Below are 14949 nucleotides of genomic sequence, written 5' to 3'. Positions count from 1 at the left end.
GCCCGCCCGCGGTCAGCGCGCTGCTCGCGGCGTGGCAGCTCGTGCCCTGCGCGGCGCTCGTCGCGGTCCTCACCTCCGTCGTGCCGCGGCGGCGCCGCGCCGCCGCCTGACCGCCGGACGCGCGGAACTTTGCGGCGGGAGCACGCATCCGTCATCTGTGGGGTACGCTCGCCCGGGACGGGAGGAGCGCGCTCTTGGACGCTCGCCGCACGCGCGGCCGGCCGGTCGCGATCGTGTGCGGCCAGGTCGCCGTGGTCGTCGTGCTCCACGCCGCCGCCACTGCCGCCGTCGTCGCGGCGAACGGGTACACGGCCGAGCGCGTGGGCCCCGTGCCCGTCTACTGGGCGGTCGTGACCCTGCTGCCGTCGCTCCTCTGGGTGGCACTCGTGGTGTGCCGCGCGGCAGCCTGGCGGCGCGCCTCGAACTTCTGGCTCGCGGGCGCGGCCGGAGTCGTGAGCATGCTCGCGTTCATCGCCGCGCTCGTGCTGCGCATCTCGCCCGTGCACCTGCCGGGCGTCGGCTTCGGCATGCTCGTCTCGTCGTGGATGCTGGCGGGCGTCGCCCTCGCGGTCGCGATCATGTCGAATGCGATCAGCCGCGCCGCCCGGCACCCCGAGGAGGGCGTGCCCGAGCCTGAGTAGGCCTCAGAGCTGCGCGCTCGCCACGAGGAAGCCGATCCAGCAGCCGGCCGCGGCGGCGATCGGGCCCGCGACCGCCCACCGCTGCTTCGTCGCCGCACCCGCGGCGCCGATCCCGTTGCCCACGAGCGTGCTCGTGAGCAGCGTCACCCAGAAGATGAGGCGCGGTCCACCGGCGTCCGCGCCGGACGACTCCGCGGCCTGCACGAGCGCGCCGTCGCCGACTGGCGCGAGCAGGAGCACGCCGAGCACGTTCGCGAACACGAGCACCCACGCGGCGAGCCGCCAGCGGTCGGCCGGCGTCCACTCGCGCTGCGGCTCGAGCTCCTCGTCGTCCCAGTCGTCGGGATCCTGACGACGCTCGGCGCCGTCGCGGTGCTCGGGGTCGACGCCGCTCACGCGCGCCTCCCGCTCGGCCGTGCCACCGCATCCGCCATCAGAAGATCATCGGCCGGTCATCGTCGAGCTCGGTCTCGAGGTCGAGATCGACGACCACGGGAACGTGGTCGCTCGGCGCGTCGCCGGAGCGCTCGTCGCGGTGGATCTCGGCGCGCGCGACGAGCTCGGCGAGCTCGGGGCTGCCGAGCACGAAGTCGATGCGCATGCCCTCGTTCTTGTTCCACCGCCCGGCCTTGTAGTCCCAGTAGGTGAAGCCGGGCGCGCGGTCGCGCACGACGTCGACGAGGCCCGCCTCGAGCAGCGCGCCGAACGCGTCGCGCTCGGGCTGCGACACGTGCGTGGCGCCGTCGAAGACGCGGATGTCCCACACATCGGTGTCGAGCGGGGCGATGTTGAAGTCGCCCATGAGCGCGAGCGGCTGCCCGCGCCACTCGTCGAGCAGACCGGTGAGCACGCGCAGCCACTCGAGCTTGTAGCCGTAGTGCGCGTGCGTGAGCTCACGGCCGTTGGGCACGTAGAGGCTCCACAGCCGCACGCCCTCGACCGTCGCCGCCATCGCGCGCGCCTCGATCACCGGGTCGCCCGTGTTCGCGTAGCCGGGCTGGCCGGGGAAGTCGCGCTCGACATCCGTCATCGGCAGCCGGGAGGCGATCGCCACCCCGTTCCACTGGCTGTGCCCGTGCGCCTGCACCTCGTAGCCCGCGGCCTCGAACGCGGCGTACGGGAACTGCTCGGTCTTGCACTTGATCTCCTGCATCGCGAGCACGTCGACGTCGCTGCGCTCGAGCCAGTCGACGATGCGGGCCGTGCGGGCGCGCACGGAGTTCACGTTCCAGGTGGCGATGCGCATGCCCCCGAGCCTAGATGGGGCGGGCGGATGGGGCAGGGCATCGGGCCCGGCCCGTCGCTGGTGCAGACTGGAGGCATGGGCACCGCGCGCGAACGCTACCTGCAGGCGCTGGACCTCTTCTCCGCCGAGGCGCGAGCCGGCGCCGACCGGCTCGGGCTCCCATCGGCGTGCACCGACTGGTCGATCGCCGACGTCATCCGCCACGTCGTGGGCGTGCAGGCCGAGCAGGGCGGGAGGGCACTGCTCGGCGGCGAGGAGCCCGAGGGGCAGCCGCGGCAGCACCGCGACCTCATGGCGCCGGGCGGCGACTTCGAGGCGATCGACCGCTGGGAGGAGCTCGCGGCGCGGCTGCGCTCCGCCGCGCTCGACGCCGCCGAGGACGACTTCGCGCAGCTGCCCATGGCGACGCTCGACCTCGCGCTGCACGCGTGGGACATCCGGTGGGCGGCCGCGCGGGTGGGGCTCGCCGGCAACCTCGAGTTCCCGAGCGACCTGCTCGAGTGGATGGAGGAGTTCCGCGAGCACGCGAGCGAGGAGGCCGTGCGCAGCCCCGGCATCTTCATGCCGGCCGTCGAGCCCCCCGCGGGCGCCACGCGCTCCGAGCGCTTCGTCGCGTGGAGCGGCCGCGACCCGCGCACCGGCTGCCTGCCGCGCGCCGACAGCGTCCCCGTCCCGACCGACGCCTCCTGATCCTCAACCGGTTCAGTGGTCGGCGGACGCGATAATCGCGTCGGCCGACCACAGAACCGGTTGAGATGCGGGCTGGGTCGTAGATTGGTCGGGTGAACTCGCGCGAACGACTCATCCAGCTCATCCGCGACGAGGCCGTCTTCCACGGCGACTTCGTGCTCACGAGCGGCAAGCGCGCGAGCTACTACATCGACCTGCGGAAGCTCTCGCTCGACCACCGCGCGGCCCCGCTCATCGGCGACGTGCTGCTCGACCTCATCGCCGACATCCCCGACGTCGCCGCGGTCGGCGGGCTCACGATGGGCGCCGACCCGCTCGCGAACGCGGTGCTGCATCGCGGCCTCGCCCGCGGGCTCGAGGTGGATGCGTTCGTCGTGCGCAAGGAGCCGAAGGACCACGGCCGCGGCCGCCAGATCGAGGGACCGGAGCTCGCGGGCAAGCGCGTCGTCGTGCTCGAGGACACCTCCACGACGGGCGGCAGCCCGCTCAAGGCGATCGAGGCGCTGCGCAAGGTCGGCGCCGAGCCGGTCGCGGTCGCGGTGATCGTCGACCGCGCGACGGGGGCGCAGGCGGCCATCGAGGCGGCCGGGGTCGAGTACCGAGCCGCGATCACGCTCGACGACCTCGGGCTCCAACCGCAGTAGCGCGCTGGAGCTGGAAGCGGAGGCCCTTCCGGGCCTCCGCCGCGACGCCAGCGCCGACGGCCGTCTCGGCCGTCGGTCTCCGCTGGAGCTGAAGCAGGGGCCATCTCTGGCCTCCGCCGCGACGCCAGCGCCGACGGCCGTCCCATCCGTCATCTGCGATCCGCGATCGGTGCGACACTTGGCTGTCTGATAAGCCGCGGATGAAGGGACGGCCACGTGGGCGGAGTGCTGATCGGCTTCGGCATCATCGGCTCCGTCATCCTCGTCGGCTGGCTCCTCGCGCGCTTCGGCATCGTGGACCAGGAGGGGCGGCTCGTGCTCAATCGCACGAGCTTCTTCGCCGCAAGCCCGGCGCTGCTCTTCACCGTGCTCTCGAAGGCCGACGTCGGCCTCCTGTTCTCGAGCGTCCTGGCCGTCGCGCTCCTCGCGTTCCTCTCCGTCGCCCTCATCTACGCGGTCGTGGCCCGCATCTGGTTCACCCGCGATCCGAGCCGCATCGCCCTCGCCGCGACCGCGACCGGCTACTCGAACGTCAACAACATCGGCCTGCCGGTCGCGATCTACGTGATCGGCGACGCCGGCTTCGTCGGGCCCATGCTGCTGCTCCAGCTGCTCGTGCTCGCTCCCGCCCTGCTCGCGATGCTCGACATCCTCACCTCGGGCCGCGCGTCCGTCGCTCGCATCCTCACGCAGCCCCTGCGGAACCCCATGCTCATCGCGGCAGGGCTCGGCGCCCTGGTCTCGGCGCTCGAGATCGAGCTGCCCGCGCCGGTGCTCGCACCGCTCGAGATCCTCGGCGGCGCGGCCGTGCCGCTCATGCTGCTCGCGTTCGGCGTCTCCCTCGGCGGCGACCGCCCGCTGCAGCCGGGCACGGGGCGCAAGGAGGTCGCGCTCGCCGTGCTGCTGAAGTCGCTCGCGATGCCGGCGATCGCGTACGCGCTCGCTCGGTTCGCCTTCGGCCTCGACGAGCAGCTCGTCTACGCATGCACGGTGATGGCTGCGCTGCCGACCGCGCAGAACATGTATCAGTACGCGCTGCGCTACGACCGGGCGACGGTCATCACGCGCGACATCGTGCTCGTCACGACGCTGCTGTCCCTGCCCGTGATGCTGCTGATCGCCTGGTTGCTCGCGCCGACCTAGGCCCCATCGCCCGCTCGCGGTCGCGAGCTCCACCTCGTCGCACAGGCCGGGCTACGGGGAGCGGGGAATCGGATGCGCGATCCGGTGGTTGTCCGTGTCGTTGGATCTTGAAGGAGCGGGGGTGAGGATGGTCGAGCAGCTTGGTGAGCGGCGCGCGACCATCGTCGTCATCGGCGCAGGGCAGGCCGGGCTCTCGGCGGGCTACCACCTGCAGCGTCGCGGCTTTGCGAGCGCGCTCGACGAACCGGGCGGCCCGCGCACGTTCGTCGTGCTCGACGCGGACGCTGCTCCGGGCGGTGCGTGGCAGCACCGCTGGGAGTCGCTGCACATGGCCACCGTCAACGGCATCTTCGACCTGCCCGGCTTCCCGCAGCCGCCGATCGACCCCGACGAGCCGAGCCGGACCGCGGTGCCGCGCTACTTCGCCGCGTTCGAGCGCGCGATGGAGCTGCCCATCCTCCGCCCCGCCGCGGTGGCCGGCGTGCACCGCGCAGACGACGACCCGCACGGCGAGCTGCTCGTCGAAAGCGACGCGGGGCTCTGGCGCGCCCGAGCCGTCATCAACGCCACGGGCACGTGGAACAACCCGGTGCTCCCGCACTACCCCGGCGCGGAGACCTTCGCGGGTCGGCAGCTGCACACGCGCGACTACGTCGCGGCGAGCGAGTTCGCCGGCCGGCGCGTCGCGGTCGTGGGCGGCGGCATCTCGGCGGTGCAGCAGCTCGAGGAGCTCTCTCGGGCGGCCGAGACGCGCTGGTACACGCGGCGTGAGCCCGTCTTCCTCGACGGCGAGTTCACGCCCGAGGTGACGGGTCGGCACGTCATCGAGCAGGTCACGGCGGATGCGGAGGCGGGCAGGCCCACCGGCAGCGTCGTGTCGTACACAGGGCTGCTCTGGACGCCCTACGCACGCGCGGCCCAGGCCCGCGGCGCGCTCGAGCGGCGCCCGATGTTCACCGCGATCGAGCCGCACGGCGTGCGCGAGGCCGACGGCACCCTCACGACGGTCGACGCGATCCTCTGGGCGACCGGGTTCAAGGCCGATCTGGCGCACCTCGAGGGCCTCGGGCTGCGGAACGAGCAGGGTGCCGTGCAGGTGCGCGGCACCCGGGCCGTGGCCGACCCACGGGTGCACCTGATCGGATTCGGCCCGAGCCAGTCGACCGTCGGCGCCAACCGCGCGGGCCGGGCCGCGGCGGCCGAGCTCGACCGCCTGCTCGCGGGCCCGGAGCGCAGCGCGCTCGCGGGCTCCGCGATGCGCGCGTCGGCGTAGCGTGGTCGCGTGGACCTCGCCGACCGCCTGCTGAAGCCGCCACCGCGCATCGTCGCGGGGCAGGCGGGCACCGGCTGGCTCGGCCTCATCACGTCGTGGGTCGCGATGGGCTACGGCGCGACCGCCGCCGCGAAGGCCGGCGCACTGCTCATCTCGTACGACGACGACGGTGCGTGCGGCATCCACTCCGCGACGACCTGCCAGGTCGCCGGCTGGGGCGGCCTGCTCATGGGGGTCGTCGTGCTCGCGGTCGCCGCGCTGCTCGGCATCGTCGTCGCCCGCGGCTTCGGGCCGCCGACGACGTGGTGGGTGCTGCCCGTCATGCTGGGCGCCCTCGCGCTCGCGCCGTTCCAGGCGGCCGAGGGAGCGAGCATCGCGTGGGGCTGGCTGCTCGTCTCGGCCGCCGCGGCAGTCGCCGCGCTCGGACTCGCCGCGCTCGTCGTCCGCCGCGGCCGCGCCGGGCTGTTCGGCTGGATCCGGCTCGACGGGCTCGACGCGCGCGAGGTCCCGCATCGCGGCGTCGACCAGCTCGTCGCCCCCGCGGCGCTCGCGGCGGCGGTGGTCGGCGGCTCGTTCGCCGCCCACGTGCTGCGCCTCCTCGCGGAGGGCTGAGCGGAGCGCTCAGACGTCGGCCCGCGGCTCGTCGAGCTCCGACTCGGCCGGGCGCTCGTCGACGAGCTCGAACACGCCCTCGAGCATCTCGTCCGGGCGGAACGGGTAGGTCTCGACGAGCGATCGGTCCGAGATCCCCGTCATCACGAGCACGGTGTGGAGGCCCGCCTCCATCCCGGCGACGATGTCGGTGTCCATGCGATCGCCGATCATGCCCGTGACCTCCGAGTGCGCCCCGATCTTGTTGAGCGCCGATCGGAACATCATCGGGTTCGGCTTGCCGACGATGTAGGGCACGCGTCCCGTCGCCTTCGTGATGAGCGCGTTGATCGCCCCGGTCGCGGGCAGGATCCCGGCCTCGCTCGGCCCCGTCGCATCCGGATTGGTCGAGATGAAGCGAGCGCCGGCAGCGATCAGCCTGATCGCCTTCGTGATCGCCTCGAACGAGTACGACCTGGTCTCGCCGACGACGACGTAGTCCGGATCGACGTCGGTCATGGTGAAGCCCGCCTCGTGCAGCGCGGTGATGAGCCCCGCCTCGCCGATCACGTAGGCCGAGCCGCCCGGCATCTGGTCGTGCAGGAAGTCGGCGGTCGCGAGTGCGCTCGTCCAGATCCGCTCCTCCGGGACGACGAGACCGGATGCGCGCAGCCGCGCTGAGAGGTCACGGGGCGTGAAGATCGAGTTGTTCGTGAGCACGAGGAACTCGACGCCGCGATCCTGCCACTGCTCGAGCAGCGCCTGCGCACCGGGCAGCGGGTGCTCCTCCTTGACGAGCACGCCGTCCATGTCGGTCAGCCAGCACTCGATGTCTCCCCTGGTGCGCATGGCCCGAGGCTACGCCGCCCAGGTTTCGCGCGGATGAACCGGGCGGGCCGGGGAGCCGTGCGCAAGGCATCGCCCACCGCTCGCTTCACGTTCCTGCAGGATCGAAGCACCCTTGCCGGAAACTGAGGCTGGCTCGTCGTCTCCTGAGCCTCCCTCGACCGACGCTCAGAACGGCTTCAGGCAAGGGCGACGGTGGGCTGAGGTCTGCTCAATACGTTGCGAGGCATCCCCAGAACCGGGGCCCGCGACCTCGGCGCATCCGCTGCTCGCGACGCTCCGCCTCTGCTCGTCCTGTCACGAAGGTCGTCAGCCATGCACTCGCGCACGCCAGCACGTCGCCGCTCGCCTCGCGTCGTCGTCGCCGTCATCGCTGCCGCCGCCATGCTCGGCGCACCGATGCTCACGCCCACGGCCAGCTGGGCGGCGGACGATGCCGCCGCTCCTCCCGCAGCGCACGAGACCGCCTCCGTCAGCCTGGCTGCGGCAGCTCCTGAGCAGCAGACCGGACCCGTCGTCGGCCCGACTGCGCCCGCGGCCCCTGCGCCGCAGCCGACGCCGGCCGAACCCCCCGCGACCGAGCCGGTCGTCGAGCCTCGACCGGAGCCGTCGGTCGACCCCGTGCCTCCCGCGGAGGCCGCGCCGACGGAGCCCGCTCCGGCACCTGCACCCACCGAGGGCTCGGGCGACGCGGCCGAGCCGGTCGCAGAGCCACCGCTCGGTGCGCCGACCGATCCCGTGCCCACCCCCGAGAGCGAGGGCTCGCCGCAGCCCGAGGACGACGGTGCAGCACCGTCCGAGCCACGGGTCGTGGCCGAGCAGCTCGCGCCCGCCGCGATCGCGCCGATGGCGGCGGCGCTCACGTGTCGTCCGGGCGACGTGTTCTCCGTCTCGGTCGACGGTTCGCTGAACTACATCGTGCCGAGCGGCAACTCCGTCGCCGTCACCTCGATCATCCCCCCGAGCGCGACGCGCACGGGTGTCGATGGCCTCGCGCTCATGCCGAACGCGTCGGCGGCGTACGCGTTCCAGACGAGCGCCGACGGCATCGCGAACATCCTCGTCTACCAGTCCGGCGCAGCCGACTGGGCGAACGTGCCCTCGGGCTTCCTCGATGGCAGCAGCCAGCGGCTCGTCGCCGGGGCGATCAATCCCACCGACGGTGGCTACTACGTCGGCGGTTTCCACGCTGCCGCGAACAAGCGGCTGGTGTTCAACCTGTACCGCGTCGACGTGAGCAGCGGAGCCGTCGCGTCCGTGGGCTGGGCGGAGGCCGGAACGGACACCGCGGCGCTCAACGGCGACATGGCGTTCGACGGCGCAGGCAACCTGTACATCATCCGCGGCACGCAGGCCATCGATCGCTACGTGATCACCGCCCAGGAGCTCGCGGGGGGCGGCGAGATGTCGGCGCAGATGACGCCGGGAGCCGCGACGGGGCAGCCCGGCGGCAGCGGGCTCGCGTTCGACGACTCGGGCGCCGTGTTCATCAGCAACGCGACGCACCTGCGGGGCTACAACCCGCAGACCTGGAGCCAGGAGGGCGGCAACAACCCCATCCCCGGCGCCGCCATGACCGACCTCGCCGGGTGCACCTCGCCGACGACCCTCACCGTCCGCAAGGACGTGGTGGCTCGCATCTACCCCTCCGACCAGTTCGTGCTCAGGGCGGTCGGCGGCGGTGCGACCCGTCAGACCGCGACGAGCGGCGCCGAGACAGGCCTCCAGGCCGTGCAGCTCGGACCGATCCCCGTCCTCACCGGCTCGACCCACACCATCTCCGAGACGATGGCAGCCGGCTCCACGAGCGCGCTCGGCCACTACGCGAGCGGGTACGCGTGCACCGTGTCGGGTGCCGCCGGCGCGTCCGGGAACGCCACCTCCGCGAGCATCGCCGTCCCAGCGGCGACCGGCGCGAGCGTCGTCTGCACCTTCCGGAACGCGCCGCTCATGGGTGCCGTGACGACCGTGACCATCTCGAAGCTCGTCGAGGCGGCAGACGGCGGTCGTACCCCGGCGGCCGACTGGCGGATGAGCGCGGCCATCAGCGCGTCGTCCGGCACGGTCTCGTCCACGCAGCCTCCGGTGCAGTCGACCGGCGCCGACGGCACCGCCCGGTGGACCGTGAGCCACGGCAGCACGTCGTCGCTCGCGAGGATCGCCGTCAGCGAGCAGCAGCGGCAGGGCTACGCCTTCGTCGAGGGCGCCTGCTCCGTCACCTCGCTCGCCGGCGCGCGGTCCACGGTGCCGCTCAGCGCCGCGGGTGCCGTCCTCGACGGCGTCGCACCGGGCTCGCTCGTCGAGTGCACGTTCGTGAACCGGCCGGAGCCGACGCGGCTCTCGCTCGTCAACCAGGTCACCGGCGGTGCCGCCGTCGACGCGTGGGCCCTCTCCGCGACGCCGACCGGCGGTGCGGCGCTCGCCTTCGAATCCGGCGTCATGCGGGACGTGGCACCCGGCGTCTACGCGCTCGCTGCGACCGGAGGTCCGGCGCAGTACGAGGTGGGGCAGTGGAGCTGCCTCGACCATCGCGGCGAGAGCGTCGCGGTGACCGACGCCGCGATCACCGTCGCGCTCGGCTCACAGGTGACGTGCACGATCACGCACGCGACCGCGCACCTCGTGCTCCTCAAGCACATCGACGAGACGATGGCCGGCAACCTGCGGCCCGAGCACTTCGACCTCACCGCGACTCCGGTCGACGCGTCACTCGGGCTCGAAGCGGAGACCGTCCACGGCGCCGAGCTCGCGTCGACCGCGAACACCGTCGAGGTGCGGCCCGGCGCCGCCTACGCGCTCTCCGAGTCGAGCACCTACGCCTACCTGCACCTGCAGCTGCAGCGCCTCGACGGCGACCGCTGGGTCGACGTCGCGAGCGAGATCCTCGCACCGGCAGCCGGCCAGACAGCCACCTACCGCTTCGTCAACGCCGCGCCGCCGGCGCTCGCCCTGCCGCTCACCGGCGGCCTCGGCGCCGACGCCTACCTCGCCGCCGGCCTCGTGCTGCTGACGCTCGCGACTGCGGCAGCCGGGGTGCGGATGCGCCGCGGCTGGCGGGCGAGGCGGCTCGCGTGACGCGCATCCCATCCCGCCAGCTCTCCCTGTCCCTCCGAACCACTGCACCATCGAAAGGAAGTGCCGCCATGGCATCGACGAAGAAGGGCCTGACGGCGCGAGTCGCCGCAGGCTTCGGAGCGGTCGCGCTCGCGACCCTCACCGCGCTCGGCGGGGCCCTGCCCGCCTCCGCCGCCCCGAACATCGACGCCGACGCGCGCGGCTCGATCCACATCCACAAGCTCGAGCAGCCGGTCGGGGCCGGCAGCGTCGGCACGGGCCGCCCGCTCGACGCGAGCGTCATCACGAGCGCCGCCGTGCCCGGTGTCGACTTCACCGTCACGCAGGTGACGAGCCTCGACGTGCTCGACAACGGCACGTGGGCGGCGCTCGGCGCCGGCCTCGACGGCCGCGCCGTCGTCGACGACGCCGCCGACTACACGTTCGGCACCCCGATCACCGGCACGACCGGCGACGACGGCCTCGTCGAGTTCCTCGACCTGCCGGTGGGCGTGTACCTCGTGCAGGAGGATGTGCCGGCCCCCAGCGTCGAGGGCCCCAACGTCGTCATCCAGCCGGCGCCGTTCCTCGTCGTCCTCCCGCAGGCCGACGAGCAGACCGGCGACTGGTTCTACGACGTCCACGTCTACCCGAAGAACACCACCGCCCTCGCGACGAAGACCGTCGCGGACGCCGACCACCAGGTGCTCGGCACCGCGGTCGAGTGGACGATCGGCTCGACCGCGCCCGTGCCGTCGCAGGGCACGTCACTCGACAGCTACGCCGTCACCGACGCGCTCGCCGCCGAGCTCGACTACGTCGAGGGCTCGGTCGAGGTGCGCGTCGCCGGCACCGCGCTCGTCGCGACCGACGACTACGAGGTCGCCGCGCCCGCAGGTGCTGGCGGCACGCTCACGGTGACCTTCACCGCCGACGGTCGCGCGGCGCTCCTCGCCAACCCCGGCGCGGAGGTGACGCTCTCGTTCGACACGCTCGTCGTCGGCATCGGCTCGGGCACCATCGCGAACACGGGTGCCGTCGTGATCAACGGCACCTCGGTGCCGACGAGCACGGCCAGCGACTCGTGGGGCGCGGTCGAGCTCTTCAAGCACGACGCCGCCGACCGGGGCCTCGAGGGCGCGGTCTTCGAGCTGCGCGACGGCTCGGGCGCGCCGATGCTCGACGCCGCGAACCAGCCGATCCGCTACACGAGCGACGAGGACGGCATGATCCGGATCGCCGGCCTGCGCACGGACGGCCAGACCGCGCTCGGCTACCAGCTCGTCGAGATCACCGCGCCCAGCGGCTACATCCTGCCGACCGACGAGGCCGACCGGGTGCACGCCTTCTCGGTCGCACCGGGCGCACCCGCCGGCATCGAGGTGAGCGTCGAGAACGAGCAGGTGCCCGCCTACGCCCTCCCGATCACCGGTGGCAGCGGCCAGGCCGCGTTCATGATCGGCGGCGCCGGCCTCATCCTCGGCGCCCTCGGCTTCGTGCTCACGCGCCGCCGTCGGGCCGCAGCCGAGGCCTGATCCACCCACGAGCCCCGCGGCGGAGGACCTCTGCCGCGGGGCTCGTCCCATCCGAGGAGCCACCGTGACGGCTGTCGTCGCACCCCCAGCCCTGCGACCCGCGCCTCCGGCCCGGCCCGATGCGCGGCGGCGAGCGGCGAGCCGCACGTCGCTCGTCGCAGCGATCATGGTCATGGCCGGCGTCGCGTCGCTGCTCTACCCGACGATCGCGGGCTGGTTCTCGCAGCTCCAGCAGTCGCAGCGCGTCGACGCGTACGCCGAGGTGATGACCGAGCTCGGCCCCGTCGGCCGCCTCGACGAGCTCGACGCGGCTCGCGCCTACAACGCGACCCTCGCGGGCGGCGCCCTCATCGACCCGTACGGCCGCACGCCGCTCAGCGAGCAGCAGGCGATCGTCGCCGCCTACGAGGAGCAGCTCGACCTCGGGCCCGCCGACGTCATGGCGCGCATCCGCATCCCCGCCATCGCGGTCGACCTGCCCGTCTACCACGGCACCGACGAGGCGACCCTGCGCCGCGGGATCGGCCACCTGCTCGGCTCCGCGCTCCCGGTCGGCGGTCCCGGTACGCACAGCGTGCTCACCGGCCACCGCGGCCTGCCGGAGTCGGTGCTCTTCAGCGACCTCGACCGGCTGGCGGTCGGCGACACCTTCGAGATCGAGGTGTACGGCGAGGTGCTCGCCTACGCGGTGCGCGACGTGCGGGTCATCGAGCCCGGCGACACCGACCTGCTCATGCCCGAGGCGGGTCGCGACCTCGTGAGCCTCGTCACGTGCACGCCGCTCGGCATCAACAGCCACCGCATCATCGTCACAGGGGAGCGCGTCCCCGCCCCCGAGCCCGAGGCGGCAGCAGCGGCGACGATGCCCGAGATCCCGGGTCCCCCGTGGTGGGCGGTCGCCCTCGCCTGCGGCTGGGCGGTCGCGGCCGGCGGGCGCAGCCTGAGCGCGCGTGCCCGCCCGGCCCGGGCCGGGGCATCCGCCACACGGGTCGGGCCCGCGCCCGCGCGGCCCGAGCAGTCGGGCACCGGGCCGTACGTGCTCCTCTGAGCGCGCCCTAGCCTGGAGGGCGTGGCGCACGACGACGAACCCCGGCTCGAGGTGGGCGTCGAGCCGTGGCCCGGGGAGTGGCCGGCCGACGAGCGCTACGACCCCGAGCTGCTCGCCGAGGGCGATCGCCGCAACGTCGTCGACCGCTACCGCTACTGGCGGCTCGACGCGATCGTCGCCGATCTCGAGACCCGCCGCCACGGCTTCCACGTGGCGATCGAGAACTGGCAGCACGACCTCAACATCGGCTCGATCGTGCGCACCGCGAACGCGTTCGCGGCATCCGCCGTGCACATCATCGGCAAGCGGCGGTGGAACCGCCGCGGCGCGATGGTGACCGACCGCTACCAGCGCATCGAGCACCACGAGACGACGGATGCGTTCGCGGACTGGGCGAGGGACGCGGGCCTGGTGGTCGTGGCCGTCGACAACACCGAGGGCTCCGTGCCCGTCGATGCGGCCCCGCTGCCCGAGCGCTGCGTGCTGCTGTTCGGGCAGGAGGGGCCGGGGCTCACGGAGGCGGCGATGGCGGCCGCGGAGCGCCACGTGCAGATCCGCCAGTTCGGCTCGACCCGCTCGATCAACGCGGCGGCGGCGGCCGCGATCGTGATGCACGAGTGGGTGCGGGTGCACGCGCCCGCGCACCCTCCGTCCGTCGAGTAGGGCCGCAGGCCCGTATCGAGACGGCACCGGGTGGTCTCGATGCGCGCCTTCGGCGCTACTCGGCCGGCGCGGGCGAGTACGGGGCTGGCGGCTCCGGCTGGCAGCGGGGGCACCACTGCACCTGGCGCAGCATGCCGTCCTCCATGCCGAGCATCGCGTCGCGGATGCGGGTGCCGCACCGCAGGCACGGCTGGCCGCCGCGGCCGTAGACCCACGTGCGCCGCCCGCGGCGCGTGTCGCCCGTGAACGTGCGCTCGGTGCGGTCGCGGTTCGCAAGCATGAGCCGGCGCGCGAGCGCGACCATCGGCTCGACGTCGACCTCGCCGATCGGCGTCGCCGGGTGCACCCCGCGCAGGAAGCACAGCTCGCCGCGGAAGACGTTGCCGAGCCCCGCGATCGCCGTCTGGTCGAGGAGCGCGACGCCCACCGGCACCCCGGTCGCGCGCAGCCGCCTGGCGGCCTCGGCCGCATCCGCCTCGCCCCACTCGGGCGCGAGCAGGTCGGGGCCCAGGTGGGCGACCGCATCCCAGTCGCGCTCGCGAGGCAGCAGCTCGAGCACCGGCAGGGCGGAGCCGACGATGTCGTGGTCGGCGGTCGTGAGCACGACGCGGATGGTGTGGGCCGGCACGGGCGCGCGGCGGCCGTGCTCGAGCACGTGCCAGAGCCCATCCATGCCGGCGTGCGAGTGGATGGTGTGCCGCTCGCCGCGCATGAGGAGGTGCTTGCCGACCGAGCGCACCTCGTCGATGCGCTCGCCCGAGAGATCGGCGGTCGCGAGCGCGGGCACGCGGAAGTCGGTGCGCTCGAGCACCTGCCCCGCCATCGCCTGCCCGAGCCGCACCGCTGCCCGGTAGATCGTGTCGCCCTCGGGCATCAGCGCCTCCGAGGCATCAGTGGCCGATCCGGAACCCGCGCGGCGTGCGGCGCAGCCCCGCCCGCTCGAGGAGCGCCGCGACGTCGGGCTCGAGCGACGAGCGGCCGTCGACCGTCTCGATCACGCGGCGCCGCCCGCCCTGCCGCACCACCGCATCCGCCATGCTCTCGAGGGCGCGCACGAGCACCGCCTCGTCGTCGCTGAAGGTCAGCAGCGAGCGGCCGCCGCGCTCGAGGTGCAGCACGCAGCGCCCCGACGCGATCGTCGTGAGCGCCCCGACGCGGCGGGTGGGCCGGTGCTCGCCGCGCGCCTCCGGCCACGGCAGCGCCGCCCCGAAGGGGTTCGCGGGGTCGACCGCGGGCACGGTCGCCACCGCCTCGCTCACCCCGCCCGACTGCCGCGCGCGCAGCGCGTCGACGACCGGGCCGTCGGCGAACTGCGCCGCGCCGAGCCCGTCGACGAAGTAGCCGCGGCGGGTGTGGCCGGCCTCCTCGAACGCCTTGAGCACCTGGTACACCCCGTGGAAGCCGCCCGGCACGTCCTCGGCGACCACGCTCCCGCGCGTGACGACCCCGTAGCGCGCGAGCAGCGCATCCGCCACCTGCGCCGCGCGCTCGGTCGACGAGCCGGCCGGCTTCGACGCGAGCGTCCAGCGCCCGCCGAGCGTCGGCAGCAGCGCGTCCGGGCGCATCGGCCGCGCC

At 73.7% G+C, this 14949-nt stretch carries 14 protein-coding genes and 1 pseudogene; 10 read left to right on the top strand and 5 right to left on the bottom strand.

Annotation, left to right across the window (positions count from 1 at the left end):
* The first annotated feature begins 194 nt into the window (after nucleotides 1-194).
* Nucleotides 195-641 (top strand): hypothetical protein, encoded by a 447-nt coding sequence (locus NWP09_RS07170; protein WP_258274844.1) that lies wholly within the window; start codon nucleotides 195-197, stop codon nucleotides 639-641.
* Nucleotides 642-644: 3 nt separating this feature from the next.
* Here the strand turns inward: NWP09_RS07170 and NWP09_RS07165 are convergent, their stop codons facing one another.
* Together NWP09_RS07165 and NWP09_RS07160 are read right to left on the bottom strand one after the other, a co-directional pair.
* Entirely contained in the window at nucleotides 645-1037 is a 393-nt protein-coding gene (locus NWP09_RS07165) for a hypothetical protein (RefSeq protein WP_258274843.1), read from the bottom strand.
* A gap of 37 nt (nucleotides 1038-1074) precedes the next feature.
* Nucleotides 1075-1887 (bottom strand): exodeoxyribonuclease III, encoded by an 813-nt coding sequence (locus NWP09_RS07160; protein WP_258274842.1) that lies wholly within the window; start codon nucleotides 1885-1887, stop codon nucleotides 1075-1077.
* A gap of 75 nt (nucleotides 1888-1962) precedes the next feature.
* Between NWP09_RS07160 and NWP09_RS07155 the strand changes: the two genes are divergently transcribed.
* The 5 genes from NWP09_RS07155 (at nucleotide 1963) to NWP09_RS07135 (ending at nucleotide 6249) form a co-directional block, all read left to right on the top strand.
* Nucleotides 1963-2577, top strand: coding sequence for a maleylpyruvate isomerase N-terminal domain-containing protein (locus NWP09_RS07155; protein ID WP_258274841.1), 615 nt, complete (start codon nucleotides 1963-1965; stop codon nucleotides 2575-2577).
* A gap of 83 nt (nucleotides 2578-2660) precedes the next feature.
* Nucleotides 2661-3221 carry an orotate phosphoribosyltransferase gene (gene pyrE / locus NWP09_RS07150; RefSeq protein WP_258274845.1) on the top strand — a complete coding sequence of 187 codons (561 nt, stop codon included), beginning with the start codon at nucleotides 2661-2663 and terminating at the stop codon, nucleotides 3219-3221.
* A gap of 216 nt (nucleotides 3222-3437) precedes the next feature.
* Nucleotides 3438-4364, top strand: a complete 927-nt coding sequence (locus tag NWP09_RS07145; RefSeq protein WP_258274840.1) for an AEC family transporter — start codon at nucleotides 3438-3440, stop codon at nucleotides 4362-4364.
* A 127-nt stretch (nucleotides 4365-4491) separates the two neighbouring features.
* Nucleotides 4492-5637 (top strand): NAD(P)/FAD-dependent oxidoreductase, encoded by a 1146-nt coding sequence (locus tag NWP09_RS07140; protein WP_258274839.1) that lies wholly within the window; start codon nucleotides 4492-4494, stop codon nucleotides 5635-5637.
* A gap of 9 nt (nucleotides 5638-5646) precedes the next feature.
* Nucleotides 5647-6249 (top strand): hypothetical protein, encoded by a 603-nt coding sequence (locus NWP09_RS07135; RefSeq protein ID WP_258274838.1) that lies wholly within the window; start codon nucleotides 5647-5649, stop codon nucleotides 6247-6249.
* Nucleotides 6250-6258: 9 nt separating this feature from the next.
* Here NWP09_RS07135 and NWP09_RS07130 read toward each other — a convergent pair whose 3' ends face one another.
* Nucleotides 6259-7077, bottom strand: a complete 819-nt coding sequence (locus NWP09_RS07130) for an HAD-IIA family hydrolase (protein ID WP_258274837.1) — start codon at nucleotides 7075-7077, stop codon at nucleotides 6259-6261.
* A gap of 807 nt (nucleotides 7078-7884) precedes the next feature.
* On the opposite strand from NWP09_RS07130, the gene NWP09_RS07125 reads away from it, so the two are divergent.
* From NWP09_RS07125 to NWP09_RS07110, 4 genes are all read left to right on the top strand, one after another.
* Nucleotides 7885-10149: a hypothetical protein gene (locus NWP09_RS07125; RefSeq protein ID WP_258274836.1), complete on the top strand. Its 2265-nt coding sequence runs from the start codon at nucleotides 7885-7887 to the stop codon at nucleotides 10147-10149.
* 68 nt (nucleotides 10150-10217) lie between these two features.
* Nucleotides 10218-11663, top strand: coding sequence for a SpaH/EbpB family LPXTG-anchored major pilin (locus NWP09_RS07120; RefSeq protein WP_258274835.1), 1446 nt, complete (start codon nucleotides 10218-10220; stop codon nucleotides 11661-11663).
* A 64-nt stretch (nucleotides 11664-11727) separates the two neighbouring features.
* Nucleotides 11728-12711, top strand: a complete 984-nt coding sequence (locus NWP09_RS07115) for a class C sortase (RefSeq protein WP_258274834.1) — start codon at nucleotides 11728-11730, stop codon at nucleotides 12709-12711.
* Between the two features lie 21 nt (nucleotides 12712-12732).
* Entirely contained in the window at nucleotides 12733-13374 is a 642-nt protein-coding gene (locus tag NWP09_RS07110) for an RNA methyltransferase (RefSeq protein WP_258274833.1), read from the top strand.
* 55 nt (nucleotides 13375-13429) lie between these two features.
* Here NWP09_RS07110 and NWP09_RS07105 read toward each other — a convergent pair whose 3' ends face one another.
* Both NWP09_RS07105 and NWP09_RS07100 read right to left on the bottom strand, forming a co-directional pair.
* Nucleotides 13430-14248, bottom strand: a complete 819-nt coding sequence (locus tag NWP09_RS07105; RefSeq protein WP_258274832.1) for a DNA-formamidopyrimidine glycosylase family protein — start codon at nucleotides 14246-14248, stop codon at nucleotides 13430-13432.
* Between the two features lie 16 nt (nucleotides 14249-14264).
* Nucleotides 14265-14949 (bottom strand): annotated as a pseudogene (locus tag NWP09_RS07100) (hypothetical protein); the annotation flags it as partial.

Origin of the sequence: Agrococcus sp. HG114 (genome assembly GCF_024723325.1) — a bacterium.
Taxonomy (GTDB): Bacteria; Actinomycetota; Actinomycetes; order Actinomycetales; family Microbacteriaceae; genus Agrococcus.
The sequence above is the reverse complement of the archived record's forward strand: the minus strand, read 5'-3'. Positions and strand labels throughout refer to the sequence as shown.

Coding starts and splice junctions, on each gene's coding strand:
- NWP09_RS07160 (WP_258274842.1), bottom strand. CDS start 1,887: ATGCGCATCGCCACCTGGAACGTGAACTCCGTGCGCGCCCGCACGGCC.
- NWP09_RS07155 (WP_258274841.1), top strand. CDS start 1,963: ATGGGCACCGCGCGCGAACGCTACCTGCAGGCGCTGGACCTCTTCTCC.
- NWP09_RS07140 (WP_258274839.1), top strand. CDS start 4,492: ATGGTCGAGCAGCTTGGTGAGCGGCGCGCGACCATCGTCGTCATCGGC.
- NWP09_RS07130 (WP_258274837.1), bottom strand. CDS start 7,077: ATGCGCACCAGGGGAGACATCGAGTGCTGGCTGACCGACATGGACGGC.
- NWP09_RS07120 (WP_258274835.1), top strand. CDS start 10,218: ATGGCATCGACGAAGAAGGGCCTGACGGCGCGAGTCGCCGCAGGCTTC.
- NWP09_RS07105 (WP_258274832.1), bottom strand. CDS start 14,248: ATGCCCGAGGGCGACACGATCTACCGGGCAGCGGTGCGGCTCGGGCAG.